14 protein-coding genes and 1 pseudogene are annotated in these 20,907 nt (G+C 69.2%); 11 read left to right on the forward strand and 4 right to left on the reverse strand.

Annotated elements, in window-relative coordinates; translation table 11 throughout:
- From VJ976_RS06250 to VJ976_RS06265, 4 genes and pseudogenes are all read left to right on the forward strand, one after another.
- Positions 1-1,165, forward strand: a pseudogene (locus VJ976_RS06250) (thioester reductase); the annotation flags it as partial.
- Positions 1,165-2,508 (forward strand): heparan-alpha-glucosaminide N-acetyltransferase domain-containing protein, encoded by a 1,344-nt coding sequence (locus tag VJ976_RS06255; RefSeq protein WP_324099255.1) that lies wholly within the window; start codon positions 1,165-1,167, stop codon positions 2,506-2,508. The pseudogene VJ976_RS06250 and the gene VJ976_RS06255, both read left to right, overlap by 1 nt.
- Positions 2,509-2,621: 113 nt before the next feature.
- Positions 2,622-4,022, forward strand: coding sequence for a hypothetical protein (locus tag VJ976_RS06260; protein WP_324099256.1), 1,401 nt, complete (start codon positions 2,622-2,624; stop codon positions 4,020-4,022).
- A gap of 32 nt (positions 4,023-4,054) precedes the next feature.
- Complete coding sequence (locus VJ976_RS06265; RefSeq protein ID WP_324099257.1) at positions 4,055-4,699, forward strand: 4'-phosphopantetheinyl transferase family protein; 645 nt, start codon at positions 4,055-4,057, stop codon at positions 4,697-4,699.
- Here the strand turns inward: VJ976_RS06265 and VJ976_RS06270 are convergent.
- Positions 4,696-6,090, reverse strand: a complete 1,395-nt coding sequence (locus tag VJ976_RS06270) for an FAD-binding oxidoreductase (RefSeq protein WP_324099258.1) — start codon at positions 6,088-6,090, stop codon at positions 4,696-4,698. The genes VJ976_RS06265 and VJ976_RS06270 overlap by 4 nt on opposite strands.
- A 306-nt stretch (positions 6,091-6,396) precedes the next feature.
- Here VJ976_RS06270 and VJ976_RS06275 point away from each other — a divergent pair, with 306 nt between their 5' ends.
- The 3 genes from VJ976_RS06275 (at position 6,397) to VJ976_RS06285 (ending at position 12,725) form a co-directional block, all read left to right on the forward strand.
- The gene (locus tag VJ976_RS06275) at positions 6,397-9,561 is read left to right on the forward strand and encodes a BTAD domain-containing putative transcriptional regulator (protein WP_324099259.1); all 3,165 of its coding nucleotides are present in this window, start codon (positions 6,397-6,399) and stop codon (positions 9,559-9,561) included.
- Positions 9,562-9,702: 141 nt separating this feature from the next.
- On the forward strand, positions 9,703-10,857 hold the full coding sequence (locus VJ976_RS06280; protein ID WP_324099260.1) for a hypothetical protein: 1,155 nt from the start codon (positions 9,703-9,705) through the stop codon (positions 10,855-10,857).
- 536 nt (positions 10,858-11,393) lie between these two features.
- Positions 11,394-12,725, forward strand: coding sequence for an FAD-binding oxidoreductase (locus tag VJ976_RS06285; protein WP_324099321.1), 1,332 nt, complete (start codon positions 11,394-11,396; stop codon positions 12,723-12,725).
- A 28-nt stretch (positions 12,726-12,753) separates the two neighbouring features.
- Here VJ976_RS06285 and VJ976_RS06290 read toward each other — a convergent pair whose 3' ends face one another.
- Positions 12,754-12,936 carry a hypothetical protein gene (locus VJ976_RS06290; RefSeq protein WP_324099261.1) on the reverse strand — a complete coding sequence of 61 codons (183 nt, stop codon included), beginning with the start codon at positions 12,934-12,936 and terminating at the stop codon, positions 12,754-12,756.
- A gap of 133 nt (positions 12,937-13,069) precedes the next feature.
- On the opposite strand from VJ976_RS06290, the gene VJ976_RS06295 reads away from it, so the two are divergent.
- The gene (locus VJ976_RS06295; RefSeq protein WP_324099262.1) at positions 13,070-13,927 is read left to right on the forward strand and encodes a LysR substrate-binding domain-containing protein; all 858 of its coding nucleotides are present in this window, start codon (positions 13,070-13,072) and stop codon (positions 13,925-13,927) included.
- 59 nt (positions 13,928-13,986) lie between these two features.
- Here the strand turns inward: VJ976_RS06295 and VJ976_RS06300 are convergent, their stop codons facing one another.
- Positions 13,987-15,153, reverse strand: coding sequence for a phosphoglycerate dehydrogenase (locus VJ976_RS06300; protein ID WP_324099263.1), 1,167 nt, complete (start codon positions 15,151-15,153; stop codon positions 13,987-13,989).
- Positions 15,150-16,226, reverse strand: a complete 1,077-nt coding sequence (gene serC, locus VJ976_RS06305; protein ID WP_324099264.1) for a 3-phosphoserine/phosphohydroxythreonine transaminase — start codon at positions 16,224-16,226, stop codon at positions 15,150-15,152. The genes VJ976_RS06300 and serC overlap by 4 nt, the downstream gene beginning before the upstream one ends.
- 132 nt (positions 16,227-16,358) lie before the next feature.
- Here serC and VJ976_RS06310 point away from each other — a divergent pair, with 132 nt between their 5' ends.
- The 3 genes from VJ976_RS06310 (at position 16,359) to rplU (ending at position 20,835) form a co-directional block, all read left to right on the forward strand.
- Entirely contained in the window at positions 16,359-17,576 is a 1,218-nt protein-coding gene (locus VJ976_RS06310) for a DUF1015 family protein (RefSeq protein ID WP_324099265.1), read from the forward strand.
- A gap of 280 nt (positions 17,577-17,856) precedes the next feature.
- On the forward strand, positions 17,857-20,391 hold the full coding sequence (locus tag VJ976_RS06315; protein WP_324099266.1) for an Rne/Rng family ribonuclease: 2,535 nt from the start codon (positions 17,857-17,859) through the stop codon (positions 20,389-20,391).
- A 135-nt stretch (positions 20,392-20,526) separates the two neighbouring features.
- Positions 20,527-20,835, forward strand: coding sequence for a 50S ribosomal protein L21 (rplU, locus tag VJ976_RS06320; RefSeq protein ID WP_324099267.1), 309 nt, complete (start codon positions 20,527-20,529; stop codon positions 20,833-20,835).
- Positions 20,836-20,907: the final 72 nt, after the last annotated feature.

The following is a 20,907-nucleotide window of genomic DNA, read 5'->3' on the forward strand; positions in this document are numbered from 1 at the left end:
CATCAGCCTGGAGCTCAACAACTCGCTCTACGCCACCTTGTACACCCCCTACTGGCTCCGGGCGCTGGGCGCACACGTCGGCAAGCACGCCGAGGTGTCCACGATCGCCAACATCGACCCGGACCTGCTGACCCTGCGAGACGGGTGCTTCGTGGCCGACATGGCCAGCGTGGGTAGCGCGACCTACTGCAACGGCCACGTCGCCTTCCGCGAGACCGTCGTGGGATCGCGCGCGTTCGTGGGCAATGCCGCCTTCGTGCCTTCGGGCTCACACCTGGGGGACGAGTCCCTCATCGGGGTGCAGTCCGTGCCGCCGGTGAGCGGGGTCGGGCGAGGCACCTCCTGGCTCGGGTCCCCGCCGTTCTTCCTGCCCCGGCGCGAGATGTACGACGAGTTCACCGAGGAGCAGACGTTCCGCCCCACGACCAAGCAGGTCATCGCCCGTCTCGCGGTCGAGTTCCTACGGATCGTCATGCCGGCCTCGATCCTGGCTCTGTCGACCTTCGGGACCTTGTACTCCTTGTCCTTCGTCGCCGATGTCGCGCCGTTGTGGGCGACAGTCCTGGCCACCCCGCTGGTGGCGCTGGGCTTCAGCTTCCTCGTCGTCCTCGTCGCCGCGGCGATCAAGTGGATGGTCATGGGTCGGTACCGCCGGCGGGTCGAGCCGCTGTGGAGCCCGTTCGTGCGGCGCACCGAGTTCGTCACCGGGATCTATGAGACGACCGCGGTGCCGGTGCTCCTGGCCAGCCTGGCGGGCACACCAGCCCTCGGCCCTGTGCTGCGGCTGTTCGGGGTCCGGGTCGGCCGTCGCACCCTGATCGACACCACATACGTGACCGAGTTCGACCTCGTGGACCTCGGCGACGACGTCGCAGTCGGCACCAACGCCTCCCTGCAGACCCATCTCTTCGAAGACCGCGTCATGAAGATGTCCACGGTAACCGTGAGTTCGGGAGCCAGCGTCGGCACGCGCGCCGTCGTGCTCTACGACGCCGTCGTCGAGGAGCAGGCCACCCTGGCTCCCCTGTCCTTGGCCATGAAGGGCGAGACCCTTCCGCATGAGACGGACTGGACCGGCATCCCGGCACAGCACACGCCCCGCCGAGAGGCTGCCCATGCAGCAGCCGAGAGGGCGGACGAGCAGCAAGAAGGAGAGTCGCACTGATGGCGCAGTCAACCCTGGAGCGCCCCGAGGTGGTCGCTCCGTCCATCGCACACGCCTGTGAGCCTGCGACCCCGCCTGCCTCCCCGACCGACACTCCGCTCGGCTCGGGGCCGGGACAGCGGCGCATCACCGGCATCGACGCCGCCCGCGGCTTGGCTCTGCTCGGCATGATGGTGGTCCACCTCCTGCCCGCCTACAGCGCGGACGGCTCGCTCACCCTCCCCTGGTCCTTGTCGGTCGGATACGCGTCCGCGCTGTTCGCGGTGGTCGCCGGTGTCGGTCTGGCGATGACCAGTGGCCGTCCCGAGCGGATGGTAGGGCGGCGCTACGCGGCGGCCTCCGCATCACTGGCGGCGCGCGCCGTGGCGATCGGCGCGCTGGGGCTGCTGCTGGGGTTCGTCGTCCCCAGCGACAACGCCCTGGTGATCCTGCCGTACTACGCCGTCCTCTTCGTGCTGGCCATTCCGCTCATCCGGCTCAGCCGTCCCTGGCTCCTGGCTCTGACGGTGGGGGTCGTGGTGCTCGTGCCCGCGGCCAGCCACCTCTGGCGAGCGGCTCACGGCGGTATGTCCGAGGACCTCGTGAACCCCAGCCTGTGGACCTTGGCTGCGCAACCGGGCGAGGTGATGAGCCTGCTGCTCGTCAGCGGTGCCTACCCCGCGCTCGCGTGGACCGCCTACATCTGTGCCGGGTTGGCCGTGGGCCGCTCCGCGCTGGCGCTGCGCAGCTCCGCCGCCGGCATCATGGTGCTCGGCGTGGCGCTCGCTGCTGCGGCCAGCTCGGCGTCATGGTTCTTTTTGGAGCGCGCGGGGGGCCGCGACGCTCTCGACAGCGCCGCGGCCGCGTCCTCGAGCGTCAGCACCGAGCTCGATCTCCTCAGCGCCGGAGCGGAGGGCACCTTGCCGACCAACACCTGGTGGTGGCTGGCGACCGACGTCCCCCACTCGGGCGCGCCCTTGGACCTCCTGCTGCGCATCGGTGTGGCTCTCGCGGTGCTCGGGGGGATGGTCCTGCTCTCCCGCGCCGTGGGCGGGCTGCTCCGGCCCCTGACTGTCGTAGGGAGCATGCCGCTGACCATGTACACCACGCACCTGCTGCTGTTGGTCCAGCCGTGGATGCCGAGCGATCCTGTGGTCGCTTTCCTCATTCAGCTGGTGGCGCTGACCGCGTTGGCCTGGGTCTGGAGCACCTACTTCGAGCGGGGCCCGTTGGAGCAGGTCGTGCGCTACCTGGCATTGGCCGCCTCACGCCAGGTATCCGCGGGCACGTCGGTCGGCCATCGCTCCCACGCGCAGCCTCGCGGGCGGCACCGCGTGGGCCGGGCTCCGGCCCAGGTATTCTGAGGCAGTTCCGTCGTGGGGGCTCCCCGGCGACACCCCTGCAAATCCTGTGACAGGAGTGGCACTTCGTGCTGGCCCTCTGCTGGCGTCGCCTCGGGGCGGCCGTGGTGACCAGCGTGTCTCTCGCCGGGTGTTCGCCCACCACGACGCAGTCGACGCCCACCGACACCACCACCGCTGCAGAGCCGTGGGGCGACCGGCCGGTGGTCGACCTCAGCATCGTCATGGATGAGGACCTGGGCGGCGCTCGGGGCGCCGAGTCGATCGTCTTCACCCCGGATCGCCGCATCTGTGAGGTGGTGTTTCGCGCCTGGCCCAACGGGCCCACGACTGCGCGCGAGGGCACGAGCCTCGTGGTGTCCTCCGCGACGGTGGACGGGCAGAGGGTGACCCCCGTGGAAAGACAGGCCGGTGCGCCTGGAGGTGCTCCGGGCACACTGGTCCAACTTCCTCTGTCGTCGTGCCGCGACGAGGGTGAGGAGGTCGAGGTCGACCTCGACTTCAGGTTGAACCTTGCCGAGACCAGCGAAGAGCGCCTGGGCGTCGACCCGGAGGCGGAGATGGCCTGGTTCGCTGGCGGCTTTCCCTTGCTTGCCTGGGTGCGAGAGGAGGGCTGGGCGCGCGACCACGCCGTCGAACTGCCGGGGGAGACCGCGACCAGCGAAGACTTCGAGCTGGCGTCCATGACGGTCACCGCGCCCGAGGAGTACCAGGTCCTCGGCACCGGGTCTCCGACCGGCGCCGAGCCCGCGACGCGTTCCGGGTGGACTGAGCATCGCTTCGAGGCTGCTGCCGTGCGCAACATTGCGGTCTCGGTCGGCCGGATGGAGGTGGAGACGACGCAGGCCCACGGCGTTCGGGTCCGGGTGGGTGTGCCGACCGCTGGCACACGGGTCGGTGTCCAGGACTGGCTGGAGGCCCACGTGGAGTACCTGGCCCGGCTCGAGGAGCTGTTGGGCGACTTCCCCTACGACGACCTGTCGGTGACTGTGACCCCCTCGCGGATGTCCGGGATCGAGTCGCCCACCGCGCTGCTCTACGGCGACCTCCCGGGGCGACGGCTCGACGGCCTGGTCGCCCACGAGCTGGCCCACCAGTGGGCCTACGCCCTCGTCGGGAACAACCAGGCTCGCCATCCTTGGGTCGATGAGTCCGTCGCCACCTTCGCTCAGGCGGTGGTGACCGGGACAGAGGACGACTTCGCGCTCGAGGACGTCGACGACGACATCGCTGGCTACCTGGGATACCCCATGGCGTACTGGGCCGAGCAAGGCGGCTTCGGCTACTACTACGAGGGCGTGTACGAGCAGGGTGCCGCCGTCCTGCTGGCTGGGCGCGAGGCCGTGGGCGAGGATCGGTTCGACGCCGCTTTGCGCGACTACCTCCGCACGAACGCGCATCGGGTGAGCGGCCCGGACCAGGTCGAGGGCGCGTTCACCGACCTGCCCGAGGTCGAGGAGCTGCTTCGCGACTACGGGGCCTTCGACGGGCCGCCCCAGGGGAACCCCTTCGGATGAGGCCACGCGAGTCCGCTGTCCTGCGTGGCCTGGTGCCTGCGTCCGTCGGTGCCTACGAGGTCGAGCTCAGCCGGGCCTCCGCCCTGCCGGAGTCCGCACGGGAGCGGGAGTTCCGCGCCGGCCGGGACGCGGCTCACGCCGCCCTCAGACGGCTGCACGTTAGGGGAGAGGTGGGTCGCCGTTCGGACCGGACCCCCGCCTGGCCGGCAGGCTCGACCGGAAGCATCGCGCACTGCCCACACCTCGCCGTCGCCGTGACGGCCGTGCGCACGGAGATGAGCGGGATCGGTGTGGACGTGGAGGACCTCGACTCAGTGGGTCCCGACCTGGCGTCAGTGGTGCTCACGGACGCGGAAGAGAGGCGTGGGGCCTCCGCCCACGCCGACCTTCTGGCAGCGATGTTTAGCATGAAGGAGGCCTCCTACAAGTGCTGGTACCCACTCACCGGCGTGGTCCTGGACTTCACCGACATCGAGGTGTCCATCGACGTAACCGCTGGCTCGTTTTGTGCCGAGATGGTCACCCCTGCGCTGCGCCGCCCGAGCCACGTCCTCGCCTGTGGACGCTTTGTGACGGTGGGCGGCCACGTCTACTCCGCCGCGTGGATCGACGCTGCTCGCGGCGACCTCCCGATCGTGGGGGCGACGGGGTGCAGAGACGTGTCGCACAACCTCTAGACGAGCACCGGGCGGTTGCTGCGGATGGTGCCGTGGGGGTCGTAGGTGCGTTTGGCTGCCGCGAGCCGGTCGCGGGTCGGCTCGTCCCACCACCTCGAGGGATCCTCGCCGACTTCGAGGAAGTTCAGCAAGGTGCGTCCACTGGTCGCGTCCCCGACGGCTCCCTCGACCCGAGCGAAGGTGGCGAGGATCACCTGGACGAGCTCGGGGACGGCCGGCACACCGAGGGCGAAGAGGCTGTACTCCTCGGCGACCGGCCCGTGCGCGCCACCGTCCGGCACGGGGCGGGCGAAGGCCCCGCCGAGGTGGCGGATCTGGACGATGAGCAGCGGGGATCCGCTGCCTGGACCCGCTACCTCCGTCAGCGCGGCGATAGTGGCGTCGTCGAGGCCGTCCATCAAGCGGCTGCACTGCATGGCCGGCATCGGCTCCGTCGGCTCGGCAGCGAGGTCGGCGAGCTGGCCCGGGCCGACGATCCCCACGGTGTCGATGGCCAGACCGGCCACGGCGCGCAGTGGGGCCAGATGGGCCTCGGCGTCCTCCGGTGAACCCAGGAACGTGAGCACCACACCCGTGAACGACCGTCCGCGCAGCGGCTCGGGCACCTCCGGTATCGGCGGGAAGTTCCACAGATGGAACCACAGGCTCAGTTCCTCCGGTGCCGTGCGCGTCACGTCCCGGAACGCCGTCAGCACATCGTGCATGTGCTCAGCGGGCCACATCATCTGACCCCCGTACAGGTGCGGCGCCGGATGGAGGGCCAGCTGGAGGCGCGTGATGATGCCGAAGTCCCCACCGCCGCCTCGCAGTGCCCAGAAGAGCTCGGGGTCCTCGGTCGCGCTGACCTGCCTCAAGACGCCGCCGGCATCCACGAGCTCGGCAGCGAGGATGCTGTCCGATCCGATGCCGTAGGCGCGGCCTAGCCAGCTGATCCCACCGGTGATCGTCATGCCCACCACCGTCGGGTCCGAGTTGGACCCGCACAGGTAGGTCAGGCCGGTGCCGTCCAGCGCCGTACACAGCTCGCCGGCTCGCACGCCCGCGCCGACCCACGCCGTGGCGCGCTCGGTGTCGACCTCGATACCCCCCAAGGCGCCGGTGCGCAGAATCAGCGCGCCCTCCAACGCGTCGTTCGCCCCATGACCGGTCGGCTGCGCTGTCACTTGCACCCCGTGCTCACCCGCCCAGCCCACGGCGGCCACGATGTCGTCGACGTCTCGCACGGTGAGCACCGCCAGCGGGTCCTGGGGAATGTTCACCAGCCAGGGCATCCTGGCCAGATCCCATTCCGCTTCCTCGCGAGTGACGAGCACGCCAGAGACCCTGCGGCGCAGAGCATCCAGCGCTGCGGCCTGGTCGCTGTCGTGTATGGACTCATCGATGCTGGTCATAGCACCCTCCCACGCGTTCAAGGAGCGAATAGCCCGAGGTTAGCGCCGGCCCTTCGGGCGGCGCCAGCACGAGAATCCGGCCCTCACTGACGTTCGATGAAGGCCTCGCGCTGATGTCCCCACGCTGCTCGCCGCGTCCCTGCACCGCCCGCTCGGCCAGGCGGGCTGAGAGACAGGCAGACTCGACGCTCCACGGGCATACTGGGGCGCGTGAGCCGGCTCACCGGGACTGGGGGCAGGTGCGAAGCGTCTCGAGTAGAGGTTCGCCTGCTCGGCACTTTCTCGGTCGCGGTCTGCTCCCGGGAGGTGGCTCCCGAGTCGTGGCGGCTGACCAAGGCGCGGCACCTGGTCAAGCTGCTCGCCCTCGCTCCGCGCCACCGCCTGCACCGCGAACAGCTCATCGATCACCTGTGGCCTGACCTCGACCCGCCCGCGGCGTCGAACAACCTGCACCAGGCGCTGTCCGCGGCTCGACGGGCCATCTCGAGTGTCGGGGCCGATGGCCACGAGATCCTGCACCTGCAACAGCAGTGGGTGAGCCTGGGCGAGCCGGGGATGGTGTGGGTCGACGTCGTCGAGTTCGAGCGGCACTCTCGGAGCCAGACCATCGCAGAGGTTCGTACCGCCATGGAGCTGTACGGCGGGGAGCTCCTGCCGGATGACCGCTACGCGGAGTGGGCAGAGTCGCGACGAGAGTCGCTCCGTCAGCTCCACCGCGAGAGCGTGGCGCGGATCGCCCAAGACTGCCTCGACCGGGGTGAGTGGGAGGACGCTCACGTCCTCCTCTCCCAGCTCATGCACGAGGACCCCGTAGATGAGCAGGCACACCAGGCCATGATGAGGCTGTACGCCGAGACAGGTCAGCCCCAGGCGGCGATGCGGCAGTTCGACACGCTTGCTCGCGTGCTGCGGGCAGAGCTGGACGTGGCTCCCTCGGCCGAGAGCCGGGACCTGGCGGATCGGATCCGCCGGGGGGAGACGGGCCGCGCTGGGGGTACCGGCTCACCGTCGGGAAGCCCGCCGCTGACCAGCCGGGTGCCCGCACCGCTGAGCACCTTCGTGGGCCGGGAGGAGGACCTGGCCGCCCTCTCGCAGCTCCTGTCGCAACACCGCTTGGTCACTCTGACCGGTGCGGGCGGCTGCGGCAAGACCCGGTTGGCGCTCGAGATGGCTGTCAGCGGCGGGGTGCAGTTCAGCGGCGGCGTCGGCTTCGTCGAGCTCGGGCCACTGGAGCGGACCGCCACCGTTGACGTCGAGGTCGCGCGGGCGCTCCACCTCCGTCCGGGCAGCAACAGCGGCACCGACGCGCTGATCGAAGCCATCGGGCCTCACCATGTGCTCCTGGTGCTGGACAACTGCGAGCACGTGGCTGCCGGCGCCGCGGCACTCGTCGAGGCCCTGCTCCCTGCCTGCCCCCACTTGACGGTCCTCGCCACCAGCCGGGAACCGTTGCGGGTGGCGGGCGAACGGGTGCGGCGCGTCCCCCCGCTGGAGCTCCCCGATCTCGGTGCCACGGTGCGGCCGGGAGATCTGATGCGCTCGGAGGCTGGCCGCCTACTTCTCGACCGGGTCACCGCCGCGGACCCCACCTTCGTCCTGGACTCGACTACAGCGACCGACGCCGCCCGGATCGCGGTGCGGCTGGACGGGATGCCCCTGGCGCTCGAGCTGGCGGCGGCGCGTGTGAACGCCCTCACGATGGCAGGGGTGGCACACCGTCTGGACGACCGCTTCGAGCTGCTGTCCGGTGGGGGGCGCACCGTGCTGGAGCGCCACCAGACGTTGGAGGCCACGGTCGCCTGGAGCTTCGCTCTGTTGTCGCCGCTGGAGCAGAGCCTGTTCTGCCGGTTGGCCGTGCTGCGAGGCCCGTTCGACATCGCGACGGCGTCGGCCGTCGTCGCTCAGCCCACGGTCAGCGACACCGCGATAGCGGCCGTCGTCGCGGACCTGGTGGACAAGTCGATGGTGGTGGCGCAACGCGGTGAGGGGCACGAGGCGTTCCGGCTGCTGGAGACGATGCGGGCCTACGGCCTCCAGGAGCTCGACCGTCGCGGGGAGACGACCTTGGCTCTGGAGGCGCACGCGGAGTGGTTCTGCGACCTGGTGGAAGGAGCCACCGGGGTCCCGAGCGGACCTCAGCGGCTCCACGGTCTACGCGAGATGGACCGCTGTCACGCGGATCTCACGGCGGCGCTGGGGTACCTTCGCTCGGCCGATGTGGGCAGGGCGCTGTGGATGACCGCCCAGCTGTGGCCGTACTGGCTGTGGTTCGGCCACCTCGGCGAAGGTGCGCGTCTGCTCGAGGCGGTCCTCGACTGCGGCGGGGCTGGATGGCCCGAGCAGCGGTCCCGATGCTGGCTGGGGCTGTTCGTGCTTCAGATCCGTAACAAGGGGATCATGATGCCGGGGATGCGGGACTACCTGACGCGCTCGCTCGAGGAGTCCCGGCGGGCGGACAGTCCTCGTGCCGTGAGCACCGCTCTGCTGTTCGACGGCATCTACCTCAGCATGGTGCAGCCGGATCCGGCCGAGGCCGCCGACGACCGTTTCGCGGCCGCCCAAGCCGTCGCCGAAGCGGCTGGGCTGCGCGCCGAAGCAGCCTCCGCCCAGCACGCGCGCGCCGTCTTGGCGGCCCGTGGTCGCCGGGTCGAGCAGTCGCGTCTACTGCTGCAGGCCACCCTCGAGCATCTCAGTGAGGATGAGGGCCGGGCCGGCTCGCTGATGATGCTCCCGGCCAGCAGTCTGAACATCTCGCGCCGCCTCGGTGAGCTGTGGCCGGTGTGGGAGGAGACACTGCTGCCGTTCCACAAGGCGTCCGGGCCCTCCGCCCTCGCCTTCGTGCGAGCCAACATGGGCAGCCTGGAGCGCCTGGCCGGAGACCCGGTCGGGGCGCGGCAGCATCTGGAGGAGGCGCACACCGCCTACGTGGCCGCCGATGACGAGTCCGGGGAAGGCCTGGTGTGCGCCCGACTGGGTTGGCTGTCACTGTCCCTGGGCGAGCTGGGGGAAGCACGGCGTCACCTGACCACGGCCCTGGCCATCTTCCGCACGGTCGGAGAGGCCCGAGGGGCGATGATGGCGCTGCTCGGGATGAGCAGGGTGGCGGTGGAGTCCGGCGACTCGGCCCGAGCCGCCGAGTGCCACGAACAGGCGGAGCGCGCCGCTCGAGAGCAGGGGGATCGCCCGGCCCTGGGGGCGGCACTCACAGTGCGCAGCCTTGTCGCGGTCATGAACGAGGACACTGCGGGCGCCGTGGCGGCCATTCACCAGGCGCGGGACATCCAGATCTCGATCGGTCACCACACCTCCCTGGGCGTAGTCACGCTTGACCTCGCGGATGCCCAGTGGCGGCACGGCGACCCTGCGGCGGCCATGAAGACAGCCGCCGAGGCCGTCGACATGTTCGACCGTGTGGGTATCCCCGACTTTGCGGCGGTGGGGCGCCGCGTGCTTGCTCGTGCACAGGCGTAGTGCCCGCCGGGTGCGGGACGGGCTCGGCCGCTAAGGCCGCATTAAGAAGCGGGTCAGGCCCCCGATTTACAACGGTGGGACCGGTGGATGGCGGTGACCCGATCTCGACAGCATCGGCGAGGTGAACCGAGGAGGAATCGAATGCGGGGAGCCTTGGCCGCTCCGACCTGGCCGACAGCATTCGACGCAGCGCACGCCCAACGTAGAAGGAAAACCATGAATACTCCAAGAACTAGGTCACAGGCGACGATCGACGCGCATTCATTGGGTGCCCTCCTAGGGGAGCGCTATTTTCGATCATTTCTGCTGGCCGGTGAGAGAAATATCGTCCAGGGTCTGAACCGGGAAGGCACAGATGAGGCTCGATTCGCATCATTCTACGATCGTCTGCCGGGGGATATGCAGCTACAGGTCAAATCCTACTTTCAACAGCAGGCCGGTTTCGCATCCCCGAAGAGGCAGCGCTTATTGGGTCCTCTTTCTGCTGTGAGCAGTGAGCAAGTCTTGACAACCGCCACGACAGCTCGCGACCTGATCGCTGAATTCGAGGGGCTTGCCCGATTCGGGAACATGCATTCGGCAACTAGTCACGCGAAAAGGCATGTGGGTAATGCGGCCACTGATCAGAGGATTCCATCGATTTCCGCCAGCGGCCATGGCTTGACGCTCTCTCTGCACTTGGATTCCTTGCGAGTTGACGAGTCTCAGGACGACTGGCTCTTCGGTCGTAGGAATACCACAGATGAAGTGCGTTTGGCGGTTATGACTGTCAATCCTAGGGGCATAATAAAGATGAAGCACCACAATCTTGGCGACATCCAGGAACGGCAAAAGATGCCATTCAATGGCAAGCGTCTCGCGCGGCTGGCGCAAGGGGTTGGAGGGGACGACTGGCCGAAGAGGTGGTCGTGCGTCGTCTATGCATGGGAACGCGATGGCGGTAGAAAGCAGAATAAGGCGCTCGATGCCGCAGTAGAGCACATTCGGAGCGTGGTCTCCAAAGAAATGATCGAAGATGCAGTCGAAGCCAAGAGTAAGGGAAAGCTTCCCCCCGAGGTTGTAGAAGCGATCGCTTCCACGGCAAAATCGTTCCTAGACGGTGCATTTGCTTGGTTGGCTGGCCTACTCAGAAACGACAACGACCAGCTAGGCTCACACCAGAAGGACGTTGAGTTCACTCAACCATCGCTGACGTGGCGAAGTACTGGAACGAGTCGGTCCGAACAGTGGGCCTGGCAATTTAAAGGATCAGGTGGACAGTGGACGACCACAATGCACTGGCGGCTGTCATCCTGAGTTGGCTCTCTGCGCCGCCTCGGGTCTGGTGGATGCGCCATCTCACGGAAGGGTGACCGTCAGCCAGGCACCTGACTCTATCCGAGACGATCCTCGCCTCAACACAGGTGCCCGGAGAAGCAGGTCAGGCTAGCTGGTGAGGTGGCTGAGTGAAATCTTCACGGCGTCCGTAGGTCGTGGCTTCGCCATATGGGGAGAGCGTTGCTCTGGTTGTGCTCGTAGTGGCATGGTTGGCAGCACTCGGACGCAGCCGCTCGCCACCTGCGGAGCGGCTGCCATGGAGATTCTGGACCGTCAGGGATCTGGCTGGCAACGTCTGGCTCGGCGCTAGGCGGCTGGCTGAGCTGCAGGAGCGCAACCCGGTGACCCCCATCGGGTAGGGCTGGCCCAGAGGTCCTCGGCCAGTGATGAGTAGTGGCGGGACCGAAGCCTCGGTGAGGGCCTAGGCTTCGGCCGTGAGCGGAGGTGGCGCGATGCCCCGTCTAGGTGACACCGCTGTGGCGCAGTTGCGTAGCCTCGTACGCGGCCATGTGAGCATGCCGCAGGACCCGGAGTATGAGGCGCGCCGGCGGGTGTGGAATGGCGCCATTGACCGGCGCCCTGCCGTCATCGTGGGCTGTCGCGGGACGGCTGACGTTGCCGCGGCCGTGACGTTCGCCCGTGACCACGGCCTGCCGATCGCCGTCCGCGGCGGCGGCCATCATGTCGCGGGCTTCGGGAGCTGTGACGACGGCATGGTGGTCGACCTCTCACCCCTCAAGGGCGTCAGGGTGGACGCACGGGCACGCACCGTGCGGGCGCAGGGCGGTGTGCTGTGGGGTGAGCTCGACCGCGAGACGCAGGCGTTCGGCCTCGCCACCACCGGCGGCCTGGTGAGCACCACCGGCATCGGCGGCTTCACCCTCGGCGGTGGCATCGGCTGGCTCATGCGTCGCCACGGCCTGGCGGCCGACAACCTTGTCTCTGCCGACGTGGTTCTCTCCGACGGATCGGTGGTCACAGCCGACCGGCGCAGTGCCCCGGACCTGCTGTGGGGACTGCGGGGAGGGGGTGGGAACTTCGGAGTGGTCACCTCGTTCGAGTTCGATGTCCACCCCGTGGGGCCGATGGTGTACGGCGGGGTCATCTTCTTCCCGGTCGAGGCAGCCAGGGGCCTGCTGAGGTTCTTCCGGGACTGGACCCGCGACCTGTCCCCGGAGCTCACCACGATGCTGGTCTTCCTGACGGGCCCCCCGGAGCCGTTCCTGCCTGAGGAGTACCAGGGCGTACCACTCGTCGGGGTCGCTGCGTGCCATCTGGGCGACCAGGCGGTGGCGGAGGAGGACCTTCGCCCGCTCCGCGACCTCGCCGAGCCCGTGGCCGACGTCCTCGGCCCGATCCCCTACACGGTGCTGCAGTCCCTCTTCGATGAGTCCGCCCCAGCCGGTCTAGGTACCTACTGGAAGAGTGAGTACCTGGCCGAGGTCGACGACGAAGGCCTGGATCGCCTCGTGGACCAGGCTGCCGCCCTGAGTGGGCTGTTCCCGCTGTCCGTGGTCCACCTCCACCACGTGGAGGGTGCCGTCAGCGAGGAGCCCGCCGGGGGGTCTGCCTTCGCGCATCGCGACATCCGCTTCGTGCTCAACATCATCGGTGTGTGGGACCGGCCGGAGATGGCGGGGTCCCATATCGACTGGGTACGGGGAGCGTGGCAGGCTATGCAGCCCCATGGGACGGGGCGGCCGTACGTGAACTTCCTCGGTCCCGACGAGCCCGACCGGGTGCGCGCCGCGTACGGGGCCGCGACCTACGAAAGGCTTGCCCAGCTGAAGGGTCGGTACGACCCGGACAACGTCTTGCGCATCAACCACAACATCCTCCCGGCCTGACGGGGTGGAGGTCCGGCGTCGGGTGTGCTCAGCCGCGCATGTGCGCGACCGGGCGCCACGAGGCACCCAGGTGCGCCAGGGTGCGCACGCCGCGGCCGAGGGTCGGCACCACCGCACGGCTTGGGTTCGTGGTGCCGGTCAGGGTCTGCGAGGAGCCGAGGGCGTACAGCGTGACGACCGACAGGATGGTGAGGGTGAGGAACGTGGCCATGACGGATGGTCCTTTCTGACGTGACGGTGAAGGGTCGCCCGGGTGGGTCCCGGGCGCGGCGACACTCACTGTCTCTGACTGAATAGATAAGGAAAAGTCACACGAACTACACTAGATATGTCACGAAACCTACATGTTCAGCCCGGAGCACCTGGTCACCCTGCAAGCGGTGGTCGAGGAGGGAAGTGTGCTGGCTGCAGCGGACCGGCTGCGCTGCACCCCCTCGGCCGTGAGCCAACAGCTGGGCCGTCTCCAGCAGCACGTGGCGCAGCCGATCATGGTGCGCCGCGGTCGCAGCAACGTTCCGACGGATGCGGCCGCCGTGCTGGTGAGGTTGGCCGAACAGGTCCAAGCCCTCGACGAACAGGCGCGAGCCGAGCTGGAGCGGCTGGAAGGCCGGGTCTTCGGGGACATGACCTTGGCCAGCTTCCCGACCGGCCTACGGGCGTTGTTGCTCCCGGCCGCATCGGCCCTGCGTAGGAACCACCCCGAGCTGCAGCTCACGCTGCGCGAGCTGACTCCCGAGCAGTCGGTGGCGGCGGTGCGTCGGGGCGAGGTGGACGTGGCCGTGACGCACGACTGGACCGACCGGCACGTGCCAGTGCAGGGCGGCGTCCGCTCGCAGCCATTGGGGCTTGACACGGTCGACCTGGTGCTGCGCGCCGACCACGCCGTGCCCGTGGGGCCGCACGGCGTCGACCTGGGGGACCTGGACGGGCAGACGTGGATCGACGAGACCCCCGGGGTGTTCAGCGACTGGCTGCTGGCAGCCCTGGACTCCCGCCGACTGACCTACCGGGTCGGTGCCGTCGTCGAGCATCTCGGGAGCCGGCTCTCGCTGGTGGCCGATGGCTTCGGCATCGCGCTGCTGCCCCGGCTGGGTCGTATCGACCTTCCCGCAGGCGTCGTGGCGCGCTCACTGGTCGGCGCACCGACCCGACGCGTCCACGCCGTCCACCGGGAGCGGAGCGAGGAGCGCCCGGCCGTGTAAGCCTCCCTCGCTGCGCTGCGCCGAAGCTGGCGCGAGAGCGTGGACCACTGAGCGCGGCACTACAGCACGCGCAACCGCAGAACCCCGTCGACCTGTTCCACCTCCCGCACCACATCGGCGCCGACCTCACCCTCCACGTCGATGAGGGTGTAGGCCAGCTCGCCCCTGGAGGTGTTGAGCAGGTCCGCCAGGTTGTGCCCGGCCGAGGCCAGCACGGCACAGATCTGGCCGACCATGTTGGGCACGTTCGCGTTGACGATGGCGATGCGGGTGGTCCCCGGGGTGCGGGGCAGCTGTGCGTTCGGGAAGGTGACGCTGTTGCGGATATTGCCGTCGGTCAGGTACTCGCGCACCTGGTCGGCGGCCATGACAGCGCAGTTCTCCTCCGCCTCGGCGGTCGAGGCACCCAGGTGCGGCAGGGCGACCACCTTCGGGTGCGCGACCAGCCTGGGGGAGGGGAAGTCGCAGATGTAGGCGTGCAGGCGGCCGTCGTCCAGCGCGGCCAGGACGGCGTCGTCGTCGACGATGCCGCTGCGGGCGAAGTTCAGCACCGTGGCGCCGGGGCGCATCCGGGCGATCTGCTCCGCCCCGATCAGGCCTCTGGTCCCGTTGGCCAGCGGCACGTGGGCGGTCACCATGTCCGAGCGCGAGAAGAGCTCGTCGAGCGAACCGGCCTGCTCCACCACTGAGGACAGCTGCCAGGCGCGGCTGACGGTCAGAGCGGCGTCGTAGCCCACCACCCTCATCCCCAGCGAGGCTGCGGCGTTGGCCACCAGGACCCCGATCGCCCCCAGGCCGATAACCCCGAGAGTGCGACCGGGTAGCTCGAAGCCGGCGTACTGCTTCTTCGCCTTCTCCACCGTCGGGTTCAGATCCTCCGCGGCTCCGGCGAGGCCCGCGGTGAAGTGCGCGGCCGGCCAGATGTTGCGGGCGGCCAGAAGCATGCCGGCGATGACCAGCTCCTTGACGGCGTTGGCGTTGGCGCCGGGGGTGTTGAAGACCGCGACGCCACGCGCGCTGAGCTTCTCGACCGGAACATTGTTCGTCCCGGCGCCCGCTCGGGCCACCGCGAGCACGGAGTCAGGGATCACCTCGGCGTGCAGGTCGGCCGAGCGCAGAATGAGAGCGTCCGGTTCGGCAACGTCGGGGCCCACCTCCCAGTCCTTGGGCAGGCGGGCCAGCCCGATCGGGCTGATGGCGTTGTAGGTCTTGATGCGCTCGGTCACGCGTGGTGCCTTTCGAAGTCGGCCATGTAGTCGGTCAACGCGCGCACGCCCTCCAGCGGCATCGCGTTGTAGATGCTGGCCCGCATCCCCCCGACGGAGCGATGGCCCTCGAGGTTGGCCAGCCCCGCGGCCTTGGCGCCGGCCAGGAAGTCGGCCTCGCGCGAGGGGTCGGCGAGCAGGAACGGCACGTTCATCCAGCTGCGCGCGTCCGGTGCCACCGGGTTGGAGTAGTAGTCCGAGCCGTCGATCGAGGCGTAGAGCATGGCGGCCTTGGCCTGGTTGCGTTCGGCCATCGCCGACAGGCCACCGGTCTGCTCGATCCACTCCAGGGTCAGCCCGAGCAGGTACCACGCGAAGGTCGGCGGGGTGTTCAGCATCGAGCCGGCTGCGGCCATCTGCCTGTAGTCCCACACCGACGGCGTCTCCGGGCGCGCCCGCCCCAGCAGGTCGGTGCGCACGATGACCACGCACAGTCCCGCGGGTCCGAGGTTCTTCTGGGCTCCGGCGTAGATGAGGCCGAACTGTGAGACGTCGATAGGCCGGGACAGGATCGTCGAGGACATGTCGGCGACCAGCGGCGCCTCGACCGAGGGAACGTAGCCGAACTCGACACCGCCGATGGTCTCGTTCGGTGTGTAGTGCAGGTACGCCGCACCGGGCCCGGAGGCCAGGGTGCCCGGCTCCGGCGCCGATGCGTAGCCCGTGGCCTCCTCATCGGCCACCACCCGCACCTGCGCGTACTTGCGGGCCTCCTTGATCGCCTTCGCGGACCACGCACCGGTGTTGACGTAGTCCACCGTCGCCCCGGGGGCCGTGAGGTTGAGCGGAACCGCGGAGAACTGACCGGTCGCGCCGCCCTGGAGGAAGAGCACCTCGTAGTCGTCGCCGAGCCCGAGCAGCGACCGCAGCCTCGACTCGGCCCCCTCGGCGGTCCGCACGAAGGCAGCGCTGCGGTGGCTGACCTCCATGACGGACATACCCTCATCAGCCCAGTCGGTCAGCTCGGACTGGGCTCGGGTCAGGACGTCGAGGGGCATTGTGGCCGGCCCCGCGGCGAAGTTGTAGACGCGCACGCTGCTCCACCTCGAGGCTCGTGATTGCGGAGCGATCAGACTAACAAGGCCGCCCCGCGTCCCTGGCCACCGCCACCGTGAGGCATCTCACCTCGGCCCGGACACGCACCGTGAGGCGTACCCTGCCTGCACATGAGCGCCCCATCCCATACCGCCGTCTCGCCGGTCACCCGCGCCTGGGTCAGTACCGGCGGCACAGGCGCGCAGAACTACGACGAGTTCGCCGACGACGCCGAGGTCACCCAGATCCTGCGCGACAACCCGCACAGTGCCTTGGCGGTGGAGATGCCCCATCGGGCGCCTGGCGCCGACCCGGAGGACTTCGCGGCGGCGCTGCCCGCCGCGGGCCGCCGGTGGGCGCAAGCCCAGCAGGAGGCGCGCTACCGCGCCGTCGAGCAGATGGTCGCCGTCTACCGCATCAGCGCCGACGACGGCCCGAGCAGCCTCGGACTGTTCGCCATGGTCGACACGGGTGAGATCTCCACCGAGGCAGGGCAGCCCGGACGGGTGATCCGCAACGAGGATGTCTTCATCGGCAAGGTGCGCCAGCGAGTCGCGCTGGTGCAGCAGATCGGGCATCTGCTCTCGGCGGTGCTGCTGGTGCAGACCGAGCGCGCGGAGGAGCTGCAGGCCGCCTTGGCGCGGGTGTGCACGCAGGCGGGCGAGCCCGACGTGGTCGACCACGACGCCGCCGGGCGCCGGCACGAGGTGTGGACGGTCACCGACGAGGACACGGTGGCACGCCTGTGCTCCCTCGCCGGGGGCGGCGAGCTCGTGGTCGCCGACGGAAACCATCGCACCCTGGCGGCCCAGCTCGCCGGGCTGGACGAGTTCCTCGCGGTGATCACCACGGCGTCGTCGCTGGCCTTGCGCCCGTACCACCGCTTGATCCGCGACTGGCCGGCGCAGATGGGGGAGCCGCTGCAGGCCCTGAGCGACGCCGGCGCACACGTGGAACCAGCCGACCTCCCGCTGGACACTCCACTGACCGCGGGCGTGATGCACGTGTACACGGCCGGCCGGGGGTACTCCGTGCGACTGCCTTCTGGTGACCCGGACGCGCCGGCCGTCGACCGAATGGACCACTCCCGGGTGGAGCAGCTCGTGCTGCGGGACCTGCTTCGCTGGGACCCTGCCGACGAACGGATCACCTACGTGGGAGGTGACTACCCTGCGTCTTGGCTGTGCGCCGCGGTGGACGACGGTCGGGCCGATCTGGCGCTGCTGATCGCGCCGGTCACGGTCGAGGACTTCGTGCGGGTGAACAAGCAACGCTCGGCGATGCCACGCAAGTCCACCTGGTTTGTTCCCAAGGCTCGCGCCGGGCTTGTCGTGGCCGACGTGCGATAGCTGAGGGTGCGTCTGTGCGATACTGCCGATGGTTCCGCGGCACCCACCCCCGCCGTGGAACCCGACGACAGGCCCTGCGGCGCGATCACGATGCGCGCGAGGAGATGGTGGGCCAGCAGTGTCGTCGGTGCCGCACTGGTGACGCGCGAGGTGCGCGAACCGAGGTGGCGCACGGACGAGCTTCCGTCCGGCCCTGACGGGTCCGACGACGCGACCGCCCCACGGACGGTGGGCCGACCAGGCCCGGGGTGGGCCCTCCGGCGGGGCACGAGAGGACACCATGTCCACGACGGACGACCCATCGACGACGGGCTCGGCAGAGTCCGGCACGCCGGGCCCGGGCGGGCCCGACGAGTCCTCGGTCACCACCCCCGCGCCCCCCGGTTTCGGTCTGATCTTCCAGGCGCCGGACCTCAGCGAGCTGCCTGCGCGCAAGCCGCGCAGGAGCCGGACGGAGGGCAAGGACGAGGAAACCTCGGGATCGGAGCACCCGTCGCAGGGTGCCTCGGCGCCAGAGGAAGACTCCTCCGAGCATGCCTCCGCAGACGGGCCGGACAAGGACGAGGACGGAGGCGCTGACGAGGCCGGGGCGGCCGACGAAGGCTCGTCCGGGGGTCAGGGTGAGAGCGGTTCGTCCAAGGGTCGGCGGCGGAAGCGGGGCGGCAAGGGCCGGGGTCGTGGTCGAGGCCGCTCGGGTGGCGACGCCGACTCCGGGTCGGCCAACGACTCCAGCCAGGCCACCGACAGCGGCGACGAAGCCGTCGCAGGCGAGAGCGATGACGGCGGGTCGAGCAAGCAGGCTGCGGGCCAGAGCAAGCAGGGTGCGGGCCAGAGCAAGAACAAGGGTGGGCAGCAGAGGTCGAAGACTCAGAACGACGAGTCGTCCGCGGCGAAGTCCGAACCATCCTCGGACAGCGGCGAGGGCGAGGAGTCCGAGGGCAGCAAGCGACGGCGTCGACGGCGTCGCTCGGAGTCCCCGGAGCGCGGCGCTCGCGACGAGGTCACCGGGGTACGTGGCTCCACCCGGCTGGAGGCCAAGCGGCAGCGTCGGCGTGAGGGGCGAGAGGTCGGGCGTCGCCGTACCGTCATCAGTGAGGCCGAGTTCCTCGCACGCCGGGAGAGCGTCGAGCGCGTCATGGTGGTGCGCGGGATGCCGGACCGCACCCAGATCGGGGTCTTGGAGGACGACGTCCTGGTCGAGCACTACGTGTCGCGCGACGACCAGTCGACCAGTGTCGGCAACGTCTACCTCGGGCGAGTACAGAATGTCCTGCCGAGCATGGAGGCCGCCTTCGTCGACATCGGCAAGGGACGCAACGCCGTGCTCTACGCCGGGGAGGTGAACTGGGACGCTGCAGGTTTGGAGGTCAACCAGGCCAAGCGGATCGAGAACGCCCTCACCTCCGGACAGAACGTGCTGGTGCAGGTGACCAAGGACCCGATCGGGCACAAAGGTGCCCGTCTGACCTCTCAGGTCTCGTTGCCGGGCCGGTTCCTGGTGTACGTGCCGGGTAACTCGATGACCGGGATCTCACGCAAGCTTCCCGACACCGAGCGTGCCCGCCTGAAGCGGATCCTGCGGGAGGTCGTACCCGAGGACGCGGGAGTGATCGTGCGGACGGCCGCCGAGGGGGCCAGTGAGGCCGACCTGCGGGCCGACGTGGAGCGGCTGACGGCTCTGTGGGAGCAGATCAAGTCCAGGAGTGAGTCCAAGACCAAGACCGCTTCCGGACCCGTGCTGCTGCACTCCGAGCCCGACATGACCGTGCGGGTCATCCGCGACGTCTTCAACGAGGACTTCGCCAAGCTCATCGTCTCCGGTGACCAAGCGTGGCGGGACGTCAGCCAGTACATCGAACGGGTGGCACCCGACCTGCGGCCACGGGTCGAGCAGTGGTCGAGCGAGCAGGACGTCTTCGCCGAGCTGCGGGTCACCGAGGCCTTGGCCAAGGCCATGGACCGCAAGGTCTGGCTGCCTTCCGGCGGCTCCCTGGTCATCGACCGGACCGAGGCGATGACGGTCGTCGACGTCAACACGGGCAAGTTCGTGGGCTCCGGCGGCAACCTGGAGGAGACCGTCACCAAGAACAACATCGAGGCCGCCGAGGAGATCGTGCGGCAGCTGCGGCTGCGCGACGTCGGCGGGATCATCGTCATCGACTTCATCGACATGGTGCTGGAGAGCAACCGTGACCTCGTGGTCCGGCGCCTGTTGGAGTGCCTGGGCCGGGACCGCACCAAACACCAGGTCGCGGAGGTGACCTCACTGGGGCTGGTTCAGATGACCCGCAAGCGGGTGGGCTCGGGTCTGGTCGAGGTGTTCTCCGAGTCGTGCGGCCACTGCGCAGGTCGCGGCATCATCGTCCACAGCGAGCCGGTCGACGCCGGCGGCGGCGACCAGGGTCGCTCTGGTGGTCGTGGTCGCGGCTCGCGCAAGTCTCGCGGGGCGAACGGGTCCGGCTCGACAGGCTCGGACTCGCACTCGGGCGCTGCGAAGACTCCGTCGGGTCCGACGGCGGCTCAGATCGCCGCCGCTGCGCACGCGGCCGCGGTGAACGCGAGCAGTCACGGTGCCGAGAGCGCAGGATCCGGGGAAGAAGTCGGAGCAGGGGTGGCTCACCCGCGAACACAGGAAGCCGAAGCCCCCGATCCCTCTGGTAGCCAGCCGGAGCCCGAGGCCGACGTGGCCCCCGAGAGTCGGCCGGACCCGGAGGCAGCCTCGACCGTGCCGCGACGGCAGCGCCGCGCGCGAGGTCGAGTGGTCGCCCCCGCCGGGCCGCCAGCGGCCACCACACCCGAGGACGAGCAGGCCTGAGCAAGGTCTGAGCGGTTTTGCCCGCGCGGGCCCAGGCCTTACCCTTGGAGGTCGGCGCATCGCCTGTCGGGCGTGCCTTCACTTCGTGATCGGGAACTGTCTCCCGCCGTTGTCACTGCAGAAAGAGAGTCACCCGTGTACGCCATCGTTCGCGCCGGAGCGCGCCAGGAGAAGGTCGCCGTCGGCGACGTCCTGGTCATCGACAAGGTCGGTTCACCTGCGGGTGAGTCGGTGGAGCTCGCTCCGCTGCTGCTGGTCGACGGCGACACGGTCACCTCGGAGGCATCGGCGTTGGCCAAGGCCACGGTGACGGCCGAGGTCGTTCGCCCCGTCAAGGGCCCCAAGATCGTCATCCAGAAGTTCAAGAACAAGACGGGCTACAAGAAGCGCCAAGGTCACCGTCAGCCACTGACCGAGGTCAAGATCACCGCAATCAACGCCTGAGACCGTGTCCCGGGCCGGTCGTAGGACCGTGTCCGGGAAGGCGGCCACCACATCGCAGAGCGAACGAAGGTA

It is taken from the genome of Ornithinimicrobium sp. (assembly GCF_035267225.1).
Taxonomy (GTDB): domain Bacteria; phylum Actinomycetota; class Actinomycetes; order Actinomycetales; family Dermatophilaceae; genus Ornithinicoccus.